At 54.9% G+C, this 15,401-nt stretch carries 14 protein-coding genes; 4 read left to right on the top strand and 10 right to left on the bottom strand.

Going from position 1 to position 15,401, the window contains the following annotated elements; all coding sequences use genetic code 11:
• Positions 1-28: 28 nt before the first annotated feature.
• Positions 29-1,207 carry a carboxynorspermidine decarboxylase gene (locus D6851_RS11945; RefSeq protein WP_120325129.1) on the bottom strand — a complete coding sequence of 393 codons (1,179 nt, stop codon included), beginning with the start codon at positions 1,205-1,207 and terminating at the stop codon, positions 29-31.
• A 193-nt stretch (positions 1,208-1,400) separates the two neighbouring features.
• Between D6851_RS11945 and D6851_RS11940 the strand changes: the two genes are divergently transcribed.
• Positions 1,401-1,937, top strand: a complete 537-nt coding sequence (locus tag D6851_RS11940) for a hypothetical protein (protein WP_120325128.1) — start codon at positions 1,401-1,403, stop codon at positions 1,935-1,937.
• Positions 1,938-2,129: 192 nt separating this feature from the next.
• Here the strand turns inward: D6851_RS11940 and D6851_RS11935 are convergent, their stop codons facing one another.
• Positions 2,130-3,209 carry an aromatic ring-hydroxylating dioxygenase subunit alpha gene (locus D6851_RS11935; RefSeq protein WP_120325127.1) on the bottom strand — a complete coding sequence of 360 codons (1,080 nt, stop codon included), beginning with the start codon at positions 3,207-3,209 and terminating at the stop codon, positions 2,130-2,132.
• Positions 3,210-3,286: 77 nt separating this feature from the next.
• Here D6851_RS11935 and D6851_RS11930 point away from each other — a divergent pair, with 77 nt between their 5' ends.
• On the top strand, positions 3,287-3,847 hold the full coding sequence (locus D6851_RS11930) for a TetR/AcrR family transcriptional regulator C-terminal domain-containing protein (protein WP_120325126.1): 561 nt from the start codon (positions 3,287-3,289) through the stop codon (positions 3,845-3,847).
• 144 nt (positions 3,848-3,991) lie between these two features.
• Here D6851_RS11930 and D6851_RS11925 read toward each other — a convergent pair whose 3' ends face one another.
• The 7 genes from D6851_RS11925 to otsB form a co-directional block, all read right to left on the bottom strand.
• Entirely contained in the window at positions 3,992-4,612 is a 621-nt protein-coding gene (locus tag D6851_RS11925; protein ID WP_120325125.1) for a DUF3885 domain-containing protein, read from the bottom strand.
• A gap of 385 nt (positions 4,613-4,997) precedes the next feature.
• A complete protein-coding gene (locus tag D6851_RS11920) occupies positions 4,998-5,375 on the bottom strand; it encodes a hypothetical protein (RefSeq protein WP_120325124.1) in 378 nt (125 codons plus the stop codon).
• A gap of 14 nt (positions 5,376-5,389) precedes the next feature.
• On the bottom strand, positions 5,390-6,601 hold the full coding sequence (locus D6851_RS11915) for a saccharopine dehydrogenase family protein (RefSeq protein WP_120325123.1): 1,212 nt from the start codon (positions 6,599-6,601) through the stop codon (positions 5,390-5,392).
• A gap of 355 nt (positions 6,602-6,956) precedes the next feature.
• The gene (gene trxB, locus D6851_RS11910) at positions 6,957-7,940 is read right to left on the bottom strand and encodes a thioredoxin-disulfide reductase (RefSeq protein ID WP_120325122.1); all 984 of its coding nucleotides are present in this window, start codon (positions 7,938-7,940) and stop codon (positions 6,957-6,959) included.
• Between the two features lie 168 nt (positions 7,941-8,108).
• Positions 8,109-9,503 carry an alpha,alpha-trehalose-phosphate synthase (UDP-forming) gene (locus tag D6851_RS11905; RefSeq protein ID WP_120325121.1) on the bottom strand — a complete coding sequence of 465 codons (1,395 nt, stop codon included), beginning with the start codon at positions 9,501-9,503 and terminating at the stop codon, positions 8,109-8,111.
• Complete coding sequence (locus tag D6851_RS11900; RefSeq protein ID WP_120325120.1) at positions 9,500-11,311, bottom strand: glycoside hydrolase family 15 protein; 1,812 nt, start codon at positions 11,309-11,311, stop codon at positions 9,500-9,502. The genes D6851_RS11905 and D6851_RS11900 overlap by 4 nt, the downstream gene beginning before the upstream one ends.
• Positions 11,296-12,048 (bottom strand): trehalose-phosphatase, encoded by a 753-nt coding sequence (gene otsB, locus D6851_RS11895; RefSeq protein ID WP_120325119.1) that lies wholly within the window; start codon positions 12,046-12,048, stop codon positions 11,296-11,298. Before otsB ends, D6851_RS11900 begins: the two co-directional genes overlap by 16 nt.
• Positions 12,049-12,310: 262 nt before the next feature.
• Here otsB and D6851_RS11890 point away from each other — a divergent pair, with 262 nt between their 5' ends.
• Complete coding sequence (locus D6851_RS11890) at positions 12,311-12,883, top strand: TMEM165/GDT1 family protein (RefSeq protein ID WP_120325118.1); 573 nt, start codon at positions 12,311-12,313, stop codon at positions 12,881-12,883.
• Between the two features lie 34 nt (positions 12,884-12,917).
• Here the strand turns inward: D6851_RS11890 and D6851_RS11885 are convergent, their stop codons facing one another.
• Complete coding sequence (locus D6851_RS11885) at positions 12,918-14,726, bottom strand: SLC13 family permease (protein WP_120325117.1); 1,809 nt, start codon at positions 14,724-14,726, stop codon at positions 12,918-12,920.
• Between the two features lie 333 nt (positions 14,727-15,059).
• Here D6851_RS11885 and D6851_RS18370 point away from each other — a divergent pair, with 333 nt between their 5' ends.
• Complete coding sequence (locus D6851_RS18370) at positions 15,060-15,332, top strand: transposase (protein WP_120325116.1); 273 nt, start codon at positions 15,060-15,062, stop codon at positions 15,330-15,332.
• Positions 15,333-15,401: the final 69 nt, after the last annotated feature.

Here is a 15,401-nt window from a genome sequence, read left to right as displayed (position 1 = left end):
CTTGCGCGGTTTCCCGACCAACGGCGGATCAGGACAAGCGGTTCCGGAAATCCTCGTAACCGAACTGCCGGATCTGTTCGAGCTGATCGGTTTCACTGTCCCACAGCCAGACAGACGGCAGCGTTACACCGTTGAATGTATTGGTCTTTACCATGGAATAATGCGCCTGGTCGAGAAACGCGATTCGCTCCCCCGGCTTGCAAGGCACCGGCAGGCGATAATCGCCGATCACATCGCCCGCGAGGCAGGACGGGCCGCCCAGCCGCACCGGCTCCCCGCCCCCGTCTTCTTCCTCATGAAGCATGGCCGGACGGTAAGGCGCTTCGATCACATCGGGCATATGGCAGGTGGCCGACAGATCGGTGATGGCAAGCGGCATTCCGTTCCAGTGCGAATCGAGAATCGTCCCCGTGAGGATGCCCGCATCCAGCGCCACGGCCTCGCCCGGCTCCATATAGATTTCCGCACCCGTACGTTCCTGCAGCTCGATGAGGAATTCGACCAGTTCGTCCCGCTGATAATCGGCGCGGGTGATGTGATGCCCGCCACCCAGATTGATCCAGCGCAGATGGCCGAAATAGGGTTCGATATGGGGTTCGAGCGCATCCCATGTCCGCCGCAGCGGTTCGAAATCCTGCTCGCACAGCGTATGAAGATGGATACCTTCCACCAGTTCGATATGCTCGTCTTCGAGCTGATCGACCGGGAAGCCGAGCCGCGAATGCGGGGCACACGGATCGTAGCGCGGCACTTCACCCTCGGCATGCATCGGATTGAGCCGCAGACCGACATCGAAATCGATTCCCTGCGCCCGGGCATGGGCGATAACCTGCGAACATAATTCGATCTGGCCCGGCGTGTTGAAAATCACATGATCCGAAATACGGCAGATTTCCGCCAGATCGTCAGGCTTATAGGCCGCGCAATAGGTGGCGATTTCACCATCGTAATGTTCCGAGGCGAGCATCGCTTCCCACAGGCCCGAAGTGCATACGCCATCGAGATATTCCCCAATCATCGGCGCCACCGACCACATGGAAAAGGCCTTCAGCGCAGAGAGCACCCTGATCCCCGCCCGATCGCGTATATCGGCGAGAATCCGCAGATTCTCCCGCAATTTCGCCGCATCCACCACGAATGCGGGGCTATCGACCCGATTGAGATCGAACTGAGCGAAAGCTCCGGGATCACCGGCTCGTGTTTCCATAAAGGTCCTCACTCCTGCTGTGGATCGGGCTGAACTGCTGCGCGATGTACCGAAAGGCAGGCCGCATGGCCAGCGCTGCGATCGGCCCGCGGCATCGCAAGCGTCCCAACCCGATATGAACATAGCCACAGGAGGGCGCTTGCGTCCTGCCCCGCCACTTCTAAAGAAGAGACGGGCTTATAAGGGGGAACCGATGTTCAGGACAGCCGGCTGCGCCATGGCGGCGCTCTTCACGCTTTCATCTGCCACACAGGCTGCGGAGCCGGGAACCGCACCGCTTCCCCAAGCGCTGCTTGCGACCGTCGGATGCTGGAGCGGCGATGGCGAAGTGATGGGCAAGCCCGTCACGATAGACATCGCTGCGAAACCGATCGTGCAGGATGCCATGCTGGCACTCGACGCCAGGAGCACCGCAACAGCCGATCCGGATGACAAATATGCAGCCCATCTGATCTTCGGCGCTGCCGCCAGACAGCCCGGAGCCCCGACAGAGCGGATTACAGGCTTCTGGGCCGACAGTTTCGGAGGCGCTTTCACAGCCACCGGAGATGGTGAAAGCCACCCGGATAGCTTCGACATGACCTATCGCTATGCCGATAATGCCTTTGTAAACCACTGGCATATCTCGAAAAATCGCCTCACATGGCAAATCGTGGCGCAAGACGGAGAGGGTGCCGAAAAACCCTTCGCCAGCTACTCGCTCGACAGGACACCCTGCGATCCCACTTAGGCGGGGCTACCGACCCGATCGGAACCGCATTGCACAAAACGCCGGGCGCACCCGCGCATGGTCCTGATTTTCACTGCGAAGCGGGCGGCTCCTCATACGCGATAGCCCAAGGAGCGCGTCCCATGACCGGCAGGGTGGTCTGGAAAGAGCGGAGATTGCGAGGACGCGTTTGGGCTGCAAGGAAAACGGCAACTAACCGTTCTGGGGCACAGTGAGCTTCACTTCATCCGCAGCATGAACGGTTTTGCGCTCTTCCTTAGCCAGTTTTTCCACTAACCGATTGAACAACGTCACTCCCCGGTCATGCGCAGAAGGCATCACCTGCGGATCGGGCGTCATATTGATGACCTTCTGCTGCGCCTCGATCATAACCTTGTCTTCATCGAAAGCCTGACCGGCTATCTTCATGAGGATGTCACGTGCAGACTCGTCACCATGTTTACGATGCGGTCCCCATGAAAAGAAATAGCGTGCCGTCCGGTCCATCATTGGAGTAACGGCCTGACTGGTAAAGGTCACCCCGCTGACTGCCTTATCGTAATCAGGCACACCGTGACCCAGCTCCTTCGCGGTGCCCAGCGGGAACACTCCGCCCGTCATAAGCAACACGCCCGGTATGAGGAAATCATAGGTCATATAGCTGTCCATCGGTTCTTCGCTGGCACGTGACGATGAACCGCGAGTGTTCTCGATCCAGCGCTGATAGCGAACACCGCGATCCAGCGGCGTGATCCGCGCAGGACTCGCAGCGAATTGCGGACCTGATCCGAAACTGTTCGCATGAACGAAGGTGAGATGGCTGAAATCGAGCAGATTGTCGTTTATAAGTCGCGCCTCAGCCTCATAATCGAGCTGGCCGTGGCCGAGAATATAGTCAGGGTGGTCCAGCCCCACCGCGGGCGGGATAAGGTCTTCGTCGGCCAGAGCCGGGTCGCCCATCCACACCCAGATCCAGCTATGGCGTTCCATCACCGGATAACAGCGGACCTGTGCACGCGGCGGAATCTTGTCCTGCCCCGGCATCTCAACCACTCGCCCATCGGGATCGAACAGCAGCCCGTGATACATGCACCGCAGCCGTTCCCCTTCGCAGCGGCCGAGCGACAGTGGCGCAAGGCGATGCACACAGCGATCTTCCAACGCATGGATCGATCCCGAACCCGTTCGCCAGATCACAATCCGTTCACCCAGTATCGTGATCGCAAAAGGGGTCTCAGTATCAAGTTCCTGCGCCCACCCCGCAACATACCAAGCATTGCGAACATACGTCATGTTTCTTTGCCCTTTCCGGCTTCCTTCTCCACTTGTAGAAGTTGACTTAACATCGTTAAGGAGTCAACAGTCAACCTATGGTACAACGCCTCATACCCGGCCTCACCCGCGATCAAATCGTTGCACAGGCCTTCGTTCTGGTAGAAGATGAAGGGCTGGACAGCCTCAGCATGCGAAAGCTGGCCGGACGCATGAACGTTCAGGCCGCGGCCATTTACTGGCACATCTCCGGAAAGGCTGAACTGCTGGGGTTAATGGCGCGCGACATCTATGCCGCGGCCTATGCCGGGACGCATGGGGCACAGGACTGGCGCGAATGGCTGCGGCAGTTCGGGCGTGCCCTCCATTCCAGCCTTGCCTCACACAGAGACGGCGCGCGATTATGCGCAATCGCCCGACCGCCTTCGCCAGCCGATGCGGAAAAGCAGGCCGCCCATATCGCAGCTCCGCTAAAGGCATTGGGGCTGGAAGCGAGCGTGGCGCTAGCGCATCAGGCCGCTGTCATTTCATTCACTCTCGGCTGGACCATGTTTGAAGCCAACGGCCCCATGCGGGACTTCCTGTGCGAAATGATGGATTTCGATGCGACCTTTACCATCGGGCTGGAATCGCTGGTGAATGGATTGCCAGCCAAATAACGTCGCTTTTACGATGGCAAATTCGGCATCCGATAAAGACTTGGCTATGTGCAGATTCCAGCCAGATTGAATTCATCTGTCCGGTTGCAGGTGACTCATCGTAATTGCGAAATGACTGGAATTGGGTGGTTAGCTGCCGTTCCGCTAGCTTTCGAATACTTCCGACATTCTATTTCGATCGTCTTCGAGCAACCAACTGCCACACCGGGAATAAAGGTCTTCAAGGGGCTCTCTGGCGAGGGAAGTGACATCCATCCCCCGGTCGTCATAGGCATTAACGCATACACCTCGCGCCGGATCGACAAGCTTAGCGAACACTGGCACCCTAGGCGCTACTCCCAAGTCCTGCGCGATTTGATTCCACAAGAGGATGTCGGCTTGCTCCCAATTCAGGCTAAACGCGCGTTGAGTCCAAGCCTCAGCCTCAGGATCGTCTTTTTCATCAGGCCACCAAAAACCTTCCCATTCGGCAAGAGTGACTTCTGTTGAGACGCCCAACTCTGCCAGATGATCAAATGCGGCCCCTGTCGTCCAGCCCAGCCTTTCCGCATTGATTTCTCTGCTGGGCTCCGAGAAGGCCGCGATGACGCCGACGATATTATCTGACGGCAGCGCTATGCGTGCGAGTTTTCGAGCACGGTCGTAGCTCCTCGTGAACTTGGTCACATAGCGTCCTGAATACTCGCCATCATCAAGCTCGAACCTAAGCCAGTAAGGCGAGGCCCACAAATCGCGCTGCCAATTGGGTCCGAAAGCTAGAGACATCAGCAAAACTTATCGTCCGAAAAGAACGTCCGCAATTGGGTCGTATCCGGAACGGCAGCTTTTTTATCACCAAATGCTATTGCGGCCACTGCGATAGAACGGTGAGGCAGTCTAAATTGGACGGATAAGTCAATCGTTCCATTCCCACTAGCTATGACCGTCGGTTATGTCTTCTAACGGCAGCTACCTGCTTTTATGGATATGCGTTATCGTTCCGTATCGCGCAGAATTAAAGCTGCTCCAGCCTCAACAGTTTAATGCCGGTGTCTGGGAGCTTGGAGATTGGTTCAAGTAATCAGGGTTAAAGCGTAAAGCTGCCCTTCGCGCCCTCTCAAACACTATCTGAAAAACCGCCGCCCCCGCGTAACAGAGGCGGCAGTCCCGGTCAGTCTACGCAAATGCGGTTGACGGCTTTGCCGTCCTGAACTTCGGCATAGCAGCCGAACAGCTTGTCATCCTTCTGGCAATAGCCGGTGACTTCCTTTTCCGGGCCTTCATTGCCTTCGGCGATACATTTGCCCTCGCATTGCGCATTGTCGGTGCAGCCCTGCCCGGCATCGGGAAAGGGATGCACGCAGGTTTCGGCCTGCAAACGGCCGCGCTTTTCAACATGGCCGCCTTCGGCCTCGCAGCTCTGCCGTTCCTGCTGGCTGAGAAAGAGTTTCGGCCCGCCCGAGGGGCCGGGCTGTTCCGATTGATGGGACGGCGTGCAGGCGGCGAGCAGCATCGTGCCCGCCAGCGCTGCTATAGTCAGTTTCATCATGACCGGTCTTTCGTTCAGAAATCGAGCGGAGCGGGCAGCTCTTTAACCTGCCAGGGCAGGCCGTTGGTAGCGAGCATTTCGAGGAAAGGATCGGGATCGAGCTGTTCCATATTGAACACACCCTCTCCCGACCAGCGCCCGGTCAGCATCATCGCCGCGCCGACCATCGCCGGAACGCCGGTGGTGTAGCTCACCGCCTGATTGCCGGTTTCGGCATTGGCCTCTTCATGATCGCAGATATTGTAGATGTAGAAGGTCTTTTCGCCCGAACCGTCCAGTGCTTCACCGGTGGCGATGTCTCCGATATTGGTCTTGCCCTTCGTCGTTTCCCCCAGAGTCTCCGGCTTGGGAAGAACCGCGGCGAGGAATTGCAGCGGGACGATTTCCTTACCCTGATAGGTAATCGGCTCGATCCCCGTCAGGCCGACATTCTGCAGCACGGTGAGATGTTTGATATATTCATCGCCGAAGGTCATCCAGAACCGCGCTCGTTCCAGTTCGGGGACGAATTTGGACAGGCTCTCCAGCTCCTCATGATACATGAGATACATATTCTTCGGGCCGACCTGATCGAAATCGAAAGACTGGCTGATCTGCATGGCCGGAGTCTCCACCCATTCGCCCTTTTCCCAGTGGCGCGCCGGTGCGGTGACTTCGCGAATATTGATTTCCGGGTTGAAATTGGTGGCGAAAGCCTGCCCGTGATCGCCGCCATTGCAATCGAGAATGTCGAGCGTGCGAATGGTGCTGAGCTTATGCTTCTTCAGCCACATGGCGAAGACGCTGGTCACGCCAGGATCGAAGCCCGATCCCAGCAGCGCCATCAGGCCCTTTTCGCGGAATTTTTCCTGATAGGCCCACTGCCATTTATATTCGAATTTGGCCTCATCCTTCGGCTCGTAATTGGCCGTGTCGAGATAATGCACGCCCGCTTCGAGGCAGGCATCCATGATCGGCAGATCCTGATAAGGCAGTGCCAGATTGACGACCAGCTTCGGTTCGACCTGCCGGATAAGCCGGGTGAGTGCCGGCACTTCCTCTGCATCGATCTCATAAGTCGCAATATCGACGCCGGTGCGTTCCTTCACGCTTTTGGCAATGGCATCGCATTTGCTCTTCGTGCGGCTCGCCAGATGAATCTCGGTGAAGATGGAGGCGTTCATCGCCATTTTGTGCACGGCAACCGAACTGACGCCGCCTGCGCCGATAATCAGGACCTTGGACATCTGTTACTCCATTGAATTCGAATCTTGCGCGCCCTCTTAGAGAGGTTTGGTGCCGGATGAAATCACTCTGCGATGGTGTTTTCATGACGCTATCCTACAGAATGCGTCAGACGGGCCAAACGATCCGGATGAGCGGCTGCTTTCCGGCCGGTTTTTGCGTAGCTTCCGGTTGGCCTGCGCGGCTATGGCGGCCTGCCCCCCGACGCGGCGCGCGAAACAGCTTTCTGGCCCTGTTCAGGCGGTTTATGGCCCTGTTCGGAACCGTTCAGGCGCCCTTGTTGGGAATCGCCCCAATATCGAAAAGGGCCGGATGAATGACCACCCGACCCTTTTTGCATATCGATAAAAATTCTTTTTATTCAGCCACTTGTTCAGCCCGTTCCTCATTGCGAACAAAGTCGAGAGTGGCCAGAAAACGCTCCGCATCGAGCGCCGCCATACAGCCGGTTCCCGCCGCCGTCACAGCCTGCCGATATGTATGATCCATCACATCACCACAGGCAAAAACACCGGGATGGCTGGTCTTGGGAGTCCCGGCTTCCACCACCAGATATCCCGATTCATCCATTTCCAGCTTGCCCCGAAATAGTTCGGTCGAAGGAGCATGCCCGATGGCGACGAAACCACCATGGCAGTCGAACTCACTGATATCGCCCGTTATTGTATCGGCCAGCTCCAGCCCGGTCAGGCCACCCTGCAACGGATTGCCAAGGAATTTCTCTACCCGCTTATTCCACAGCACAGTGACATTAGGATGCGCAAATAGCCGTTCCTGAAGGATTTTTTCCGCCCGAAGCTCTCCGCGCCGATGGATCAGCGTCACATCGTCAGAATGGTTGGTGAGATAAAGCGCCTCTTCAACTGCCGTATTACCGCCCCCGATGACAGCCACTTTCTTGCCGCGATAGAAGAAACCGTCGCAAGTTGCGCAGGCCGAAACGCCCTTGCCCGAAAGCTCCTGTTCGCCCGGAACGCCCAGCCATTTGGCCTGCGCCCCCGTAGCAATCACCAGCGTATGACCGACATATTCGTCCCCGCTATCCCCCTTCGCCACGTAAGGCGGGCCATTGGCGATATCGACGTCGATAATCGTATCCCACATCATCCTCGTGCCGACATGCTCAGCCTGGGCCTGCATTTCCTGCATCAGCCAGGGGCCCTGAATTACATCGCGAAAACCGGGATAATTCTCTACATCCGTCGTGATGGTGAGCTGCCCGCCAGGCTGCAATCCCTGCACCACAATCGGCTCCATCCCAGCGCGAGCAGCGTAAATCGCTGCTGTCAGACCCGCCGGGCCAGACCCGATAATCAGCATCTTGGTGTTATGCGTTGCCATATATGTCCGTCCATTCTTGCCTTGCGAAGCGCCCTAAACGCTTTCGCCTGTCCGGCGCAATCCGCCCGTTATCGCAAAACAAAATGTGGACAGGCAGCGCTCAAGACAAGAGACCCGCAAGAAAGGCTTTATGCTCGCGCTGCAAGCCCTGCTTGGCTGAGCATATCGTTACTCGGCTTTTTCCCGGATTTCTGCCAGATCCTCGGTGAAATGCTCGGTCCAGCGCAGAACATTGTCTTCCCTGACGGTCTTTATCATCTTCTGCCAACGCGCCTTGCGTTCTTCCAGCGGCATATCGAGCGCGATGCGAATATTATGCGCCACATCGTCGGGACTGTGCGGATTGACGAGCAGAGCATCCTGCAATTGCTGAGCCGCACCGGCAAAACGCGACAGGATCAAAACGCCAGGATCTTCCGGGTCCTGGGCAGCGACATATTCCTTGGCAACGAGATTCATTCCGTCGCGCAAAGGCGTAACCAGTCCGATTTTCGAAGCCCGGTAAAATCCAAAAAGCTCCTCCTGCGACTGCCCTTTATTCACATAACGGATCGGCACAATATCGACTTCAGACCGCTCGCCATTAATCTGCCCGGTTTTCTGTTCAAGCAGCGAACGGATCTGCTGATAAGAGCCGATATCTTCACGTGAAGGCGGAGCAATCTGAATATAGATCAATTCACGCACGCGGTCGGGATAAGTGTCGAAAAAACGACCTATACCGTCGATACGTTCCGGCAAACCCTTGGAGTAATCCAGCCGGTCTACCCCGATCATCGCTATTCGGTGGCGGGTACTGGCAAGAAGGCGCTGCTGCGCCTGGCGTGCTTTGCCAGTCTCCCCTTTGGACATGAAATGGTCATAATCTATGCCAATCGGATAAGCCTTCGCGATTGAAGTGCGTCCGTTCAGCGTAACCTGGCCAGTTTTTTCATTGACCTCGGCACCCATTTCCTTGGCGCAATAATGCAGGAAACTTTCCAGCCACTCATTGCACTGAAAACCGATCAGATCGTAATGCAACATGGATTCAACAAGCCGTTCATGAAACGGCAGCGACACCAGCAAACGCGTCGGCGGCCAGGGCGTGTGCAGGAAAAAGCCGATCCGGTTTTTTACGCCTTTCGAACGGAGCCTCTCCCCTAACGGTATCAGATGATAATCATGGACCCATACCATGTCATCCTGATCGATCAGAGGAACGACACTTTTGGCGAAATTTTCGTTCACCCGCTCATAACCTACACCGAATTCACGCTCATATTCGGTCAGGTCGATACGGTAGTGAAAGAGCGGCCATAAAGTAGAATTAGCGTAACCGTTATAATATTCCTCGACATCCTGGGTTGCCAGATCGATCGTCGCCGTCGTCACATCGTCATGGCGCTGAATATGCAGATCGCCAGTAAATTCCTCAGCTTCTTCACCGGACCAGCCAAACCAGATACCGCGATTTCGTTTCAGCGCTGCATTTAGCGCTCCGGATAATCCTCCCTGTGCACCAGCCACACCTCGTGCCTTCGGAACAGCCACCCGATTCGAAATCACAACTAATCGGCTCATCTCACAGTATCCCAGGATTTGGACAATAATTCAGCACAGTTTATTATTCCTACAAGCGAGTAAGTTTGAGGGAAGTTCCCCCACAGTTCACCCGTTTCAAAATCCATATCCTCGGATAAAAGTCCAGATTTCGTACGATGATTAAGCATTGTGCAGAAGAGTTCTCGCGCCTCTTCATCACGTCCAGCGAGATGGAGAGCTTCGATTAGCCAGAAAGTACAAATATTAAATGCAGTTTCAGGCAAACCAAAATCGTCTTCTTGTGCATAACGCAGCATATGCGGTCCTCGCCGCAATGTTTTCTCAATCGCTGCGAAGGTAGACTGGAAGCGTGGATCATCTGAATCCAGATAGCGCAATTCGACCATCTGCAGCAGACTTGCATCGAGATAGTCTGTTTCGAAAGAGGCTCCGTAATGCCCTTTTTCGCTACCGTTCTTCCACGCGCGTTTTTCAATAGTCGCACGAATCGTATCGGCCCGTTCCTTCCAGAACGCCCCTCTCTCTGTCTTGCCGAGCCGTGCAGCTACGTTAGCCAGTCGATCGCAGGCCGCCCAGCTCATCACTGCTGAGTAGGTATGCACTTCCTGGCGTGTGCGGAATTCCCACAAGCCTGCATCAGGCTGATCGTGCATTCGCCAGGCCATTTCGCCAACCTCTTCAAGACTGGCGAAATCCCTTTCGTCCGCCATTCGCAACAGGCGCTTATCGAAAAAGCCCTGTGTGGTCGGCAGCACGATCTGACCATAACAATCATGTTGCACCTGCTTATAGGCTGCATTGCCGATCCGGACCGGTCCCATATCCCGATAACCGGACAAATAGGGCGCAGTGGTTTCATTGAGTTCAGCCACTCCCATCACAGAGTAAAGCGGCTGAATCTGTCCTCCTTTGGCATCGTCCACAATGTTACGCAGATAAGCGAGATATTTTTCCATCACATCGAGCGCGCCAAGGCGGTTCAGCGCCTGAACCGTGTAATAGGAATCGCGCAACCAGCAATAGCGGTAATCCCAGTTACGCTGAGTGTTGGGCGCTTCGGGAATCGAAGTGGTCAGCGAGGCCACAATCGCTCCCGTCTCTTCATGCTGACATAATTTCAGCGTAATCGCCGCCCGTATAACTTCATCTTGCCATTCAAAAGGTGTGGCAAGCCCCCGTACCCAGAGCTGCCAGTATTTCCGCGTATCAGCATGCATCCGACGCACCTCTGCACGAACATTGCCGCCAAAAGGCTCATCCGGGCCAAGGAAGAAATGCTGATCGCTTTCTACACGAAAGGGACGTTGTTCGAGAATATAGCCAACTGGCGCATCCGTGCTGAGGCGCAGCACCTGGCTGCCCACGAGATAGCGGATATGATTAGTACCGTTCGTAGTGTCTGCAACGCTGGTTCCATAATCGCGCATAGGGCGCAATTTAACTCGCAGGCGCGGTACACCTGCAACCGGACGGACAATGCGCGTAAAAGCCACAGGACGATACATTCGACCAGTCCGCTCATAACGTGGGCAGAAATCAAAAATCTCCACGGCACTGCCATCCTCGGCTTCCAGCCGGGTGATGAGAATGGGGGTGTTGCGTTCATAACGCTGCGTGGCCGAAACCTGCCCTTCCAGTTCGAAACGCCAGACACCGACATCGTGACTTCGACCATTGAGAAGTGAACAGAAAACCGGATCGCCATCGACACGCGGCACGCAGCCCCAGACAAGGCCGGCCTTGTCATCAATCAATCCGGAAACCTGACAATTACCGATAGGCCACAACTCAAGATCAGATGTTACGCCGCTCACAGACCCAGCCATTTAAAGACCTCTTTTGGGGAGGCGAGCATGTAGCGCGCCTCCGTTGGAAAACGATCGCCGACCAAAATGCCAAAACCTCCCAGTCGACTGACAGCGTTAAAACCATCTTCATCGGTAACGTCGTCTCCGATGAAGATGGGCATAGCTCCCCGGAATGGTTCTTCTTCCATGAAAGCCTGGACCGCACCGCCTTTATTTGCCCCGGGACGGACTAGTTCGATAACGAATTTACCTCGCTTCACATGAAGCGCATGCTGCTTTGCAATATTCTCGGCAAATGTAAGACCATCTCGTTCCTGATGCGGTACACCACGATAATGCAGTGCAGCACCATGCGTCTTGATTTCCAGATCGAAACCCTGCGAATCTGCGAAAGTCTGCAAGGCCTCATATACTGCTGGCGGTAACCCCTCTGGTTCCTTTCCCAGCCGGGAGCCGTCCGCGCGAAAACGAGCAATCCCATGCGATCCTGCCCGCGCAAGTGCAAGTGGACCTAAATGCTGTTCAAGGTTATCCGTCGCTCTGCCGCTCACCAAAGCAAGCCGTCCTTCGAGCTTTTGCCCAAATGCTTCAAGCCGGGTAGCGAGATCAGGCGGAACATCGATTCCGTCGGGAGTCAGAGCGAGATCGACTAGTGTCCCATCAAAATCCAAAAAAACTGCGACAGAGCCATTCGAACGAAGAGCTTCGAACGGCGGAGGCACGGGAAGAGCCGATTTTTCATTCATCTCCATCATGGCATAGAGATTGATCCCGTTGGGTCAAGCAAGGTCATAACTTGTCTTGCACAGACCATATCCTTAAGAGAGACGGGTCATCTGGGGAGTAGCCAGCCGCAATATGATTGCGGGCTTTCACGTCAACATACTCGGTCGAGAGGCCGTGGCGCGATAGGAACGAAAGATCGTTCAGGCGAGACCAATGACACTGAAACCCTACCTAGGCCGGGCGGGGCTCTCAGTGTCATTGCCTATGCTTGCCTGGTCGTGGAGTATTATAATGGACGCTTTGCTGACATCCACTATCATAGTGACATTGGCGGAAATTGGCGACAAAACTCAGCTACTCGCCATGATTCTGGCAACGCGATACAAGCGCCCTGTGCCAATCATTCTGGGCATTCTTTTTGCTACGATCGCTAATCATTTTCTGGCTGCTTTTGTGGGGCATCAGGCTGCAGAGTTTATCGAAGGACGTTGGTTTCGTTATGTCATCGGTGCTGGCTTTATCCTCATGGCGGCATGGACATTGCTGCCCGATACATTGGAGGAAGAAGACAAGAAAATGTCGCGATTTGGGGCTTTTACAACCACATTGATAACATTTTTCTTCGTTGAAATGGGCGATAAGACACAGGTAGCAACTATCGCTCTTGGTGCACAATTCGACAATCTGCTGGCGGTAACAGCAGGCACAACATTGGGGATGATGATTGCCAATGTACCGGCGGTGATCCTCGGCAATGCGCTTATCAAGCATATTCCGATGAAACTGGTTCGCTATATGGCAGCACTTCTCTTCCTGATGATCGGAATCTGGACTATTTGGCGAACGGCCACTTTATCAATCTGACGGCCCCCTCCGTTTCCGGCCCCATCTCTTCACACTACACGAGATAGTGAATAGCCAGGCACACAGCGGCCCCTATCGTCAAATTCATGGGCACACCGATTCGTACAAAATCGATAAAACGGTAATTTGCCGCCCCATAAACCAGCGTATTGGTCTGATAACCGATCGGTGTAGCGAAGCTTGCGCTGGCGCCGAACATAACAGCAATGATCAATTGCCTCGCATCGATTCCCATATTGTCTGCAAGACCGATGGCTATCGGTGTCATGATAACAGCAACGGCATTATTCGTTACAGTTTCCGTAAGCAAACTGGCTGAAGCATAAACCGCGATAAGAGCCAGAAAGGGAGATGAAGCCGACAGGTAAGGCCTTATTATATCGACCAGCAAATCAACTGTACCGGCATTTTCCAGTCCTTTGCCAAAAGCCAGCATCCCGAAAATCAATCCCAGCGTATTGCCGTCAATCGCACCCCAGGCTTCTTCAGCCTCAATACATCGTGTCACCAGTACAATTCCCACCCCTAGCAAAGCCAGAGCCTCAATTGGCAATCCAAAGGAAGCAGCCAGAACAACGACCCCAGCAAGGGTCCCAAGTGCGATCGGAGCTTTGGACCGACGGAATGATCGAACGGGTGCGTCGCTTACATTCACCAATGCCACGCTCGAATGCAATGCCTGAGCAGCATCGCTGCCAGCTGCAATAAGCAAGCAATCCCCCGCCCTTACCCGCACATTGGCCAGATCAGGACCCGCAAGATGCCTGGGCCGAGAAAGGCCAAGTACTCGGATGCGATAGCGTGAAAGCACCGGGATATCGGCCAATCGCCGTCCTATGACAGGGTGTGATGCAGGAATAACAGCCTGCAGCAACCGCAAATCTTTCGGCCTGTCCGGCCCGGCAGTTTCCACACCACCGCCCACACCGCTCAATCCAGTTCGAAAATCATAAGCTTCAGCCAGTGAAGCCAGTTCCGAAGGGCTGGCAGCTACCACCAACTGGTCCCCTGCCTTCAATTCCCAATGATCGAAATCACGACGCTGAATGACTTTCCCTCGCTGTGCACCAACGATCCGAATACCTGGCCGACGAGCGAAAGCGGTTGCGCCAAGACACTTCCCAACAAGCTCGCTTTCCGAACTGAGAATAAGATGGGAAAGATAAGTATCGCTTTCGCCTTGGTCTATTGCATCATGTGCGGAACGATTGGGCAGCAAACGCCGGCCGATAGTTCCCAAAACAAGCAATCCTGTAGCAGCAGCGATTGCTCCAACGAGAGTAATGTCAAAAATTCCGAAAGCCGCCTGCCCTTGATCCTGCGCAACACCATCCACCAGCAGATTGGTTGAAGTCCCAATCAGAGTGAGAGTTCCGCCAAGAATCGATATATAAGAAAGAGGAATAAGCAATTTCGTCGGCGCGACACCAAGCACTCGCGCCAGACGCCTGACAATCGGAATCATAACGATGACGACAGGCGTATTATTCATGAAAGCGGATGCCAGCATGGTCCCGCCCCCCATTTCCGCCAGCGCCATTTTCGGCCGTCGCATAGTCCGGCGAATGATCCAGCCGGAAATCTCCTCCATTGCCCCGGTTCGCAATAGCGCACCCGTCAAAACAAACATGGCAGCTATGGTTAGAGGTGCAGGATTGCTAAAAACAGATAAGAGTTCCTGACTGGAAATATATCCGAAAACCAGCATCGTTAGTCCGCCAACAATTGCCACGACAGCAGGCGGCCGGCGCTCCATCGCAAAAGCAACGAACAAACCAATCAACAGGATAAAGCCGATTTGAGCACTGTAAAGCTGGATGGGATCGGTGATCGTGCTCAGCATAGGCCTCTTGAATGAAGTATGAGATATGGCCTCTGAGTAGCCAACAGCTTGTGCAATGCACAAGCGCAAAATGGATAATTACTTATATGCTGGCCTGCGAAGAGGTCCGAACAGGGTTCACGCCCTACGAATACATTTGTAAATGCCGGACAAACGGACCGGAGCGCGTCAATCTAAATCCGCACCATCAACTCCAGGATCAAACACCTTATGTGTCTCTGGCCTGCTAGATTAGCTCCCTCGCCGCTCCCGGCCAGGACCGGCGACGTGGACTTGTGACGGATTTGCGCCGGTCACTTGAGAGCGTCTTGCTCATTCACGGAGACCGAAGGGATGATCAAACATTCAGAAGAATTTCAGCGTGAGGCGATACGGATCGTCTTGACCAGCGGTTTGCCGCGCAAGCGCGTGGCAGCCGATTTGGGCATTAGTTTATCGACATTGACGCGCTGGATCAGTTTGCATCGACAGGAGAATTTGTCTGTGAGCCCCGATACCGATCTGGCCCTCGAGAATGAACGGCTTCGCCTCGAGAGCCGTGTGCTTTGGGAGGAGTATCCGTCTTGGGCAAGTGCCATATCACACCCATTCTCGGTTTTTTCGTAAGAGCGCGTTCGCCAATACAATGAGCTTGCGCATAATAGCTGTAAGGGCGACCTTTTTCTCCTTTCCGGC

This window comes from Altericroceibacterium spongiae (assembly GCF_003610805.1).
Classification (GTDB): Bacteria; Pseudomonadota; Alphaproteobacteria; order Sphingomonadales; family Sphingomonadaceae; genus Altericroceibacterium; species Altericroceibacterium spongiae.
This window is presented reverse-complemented; position numbering and strand designations above follow the sequence as displayed.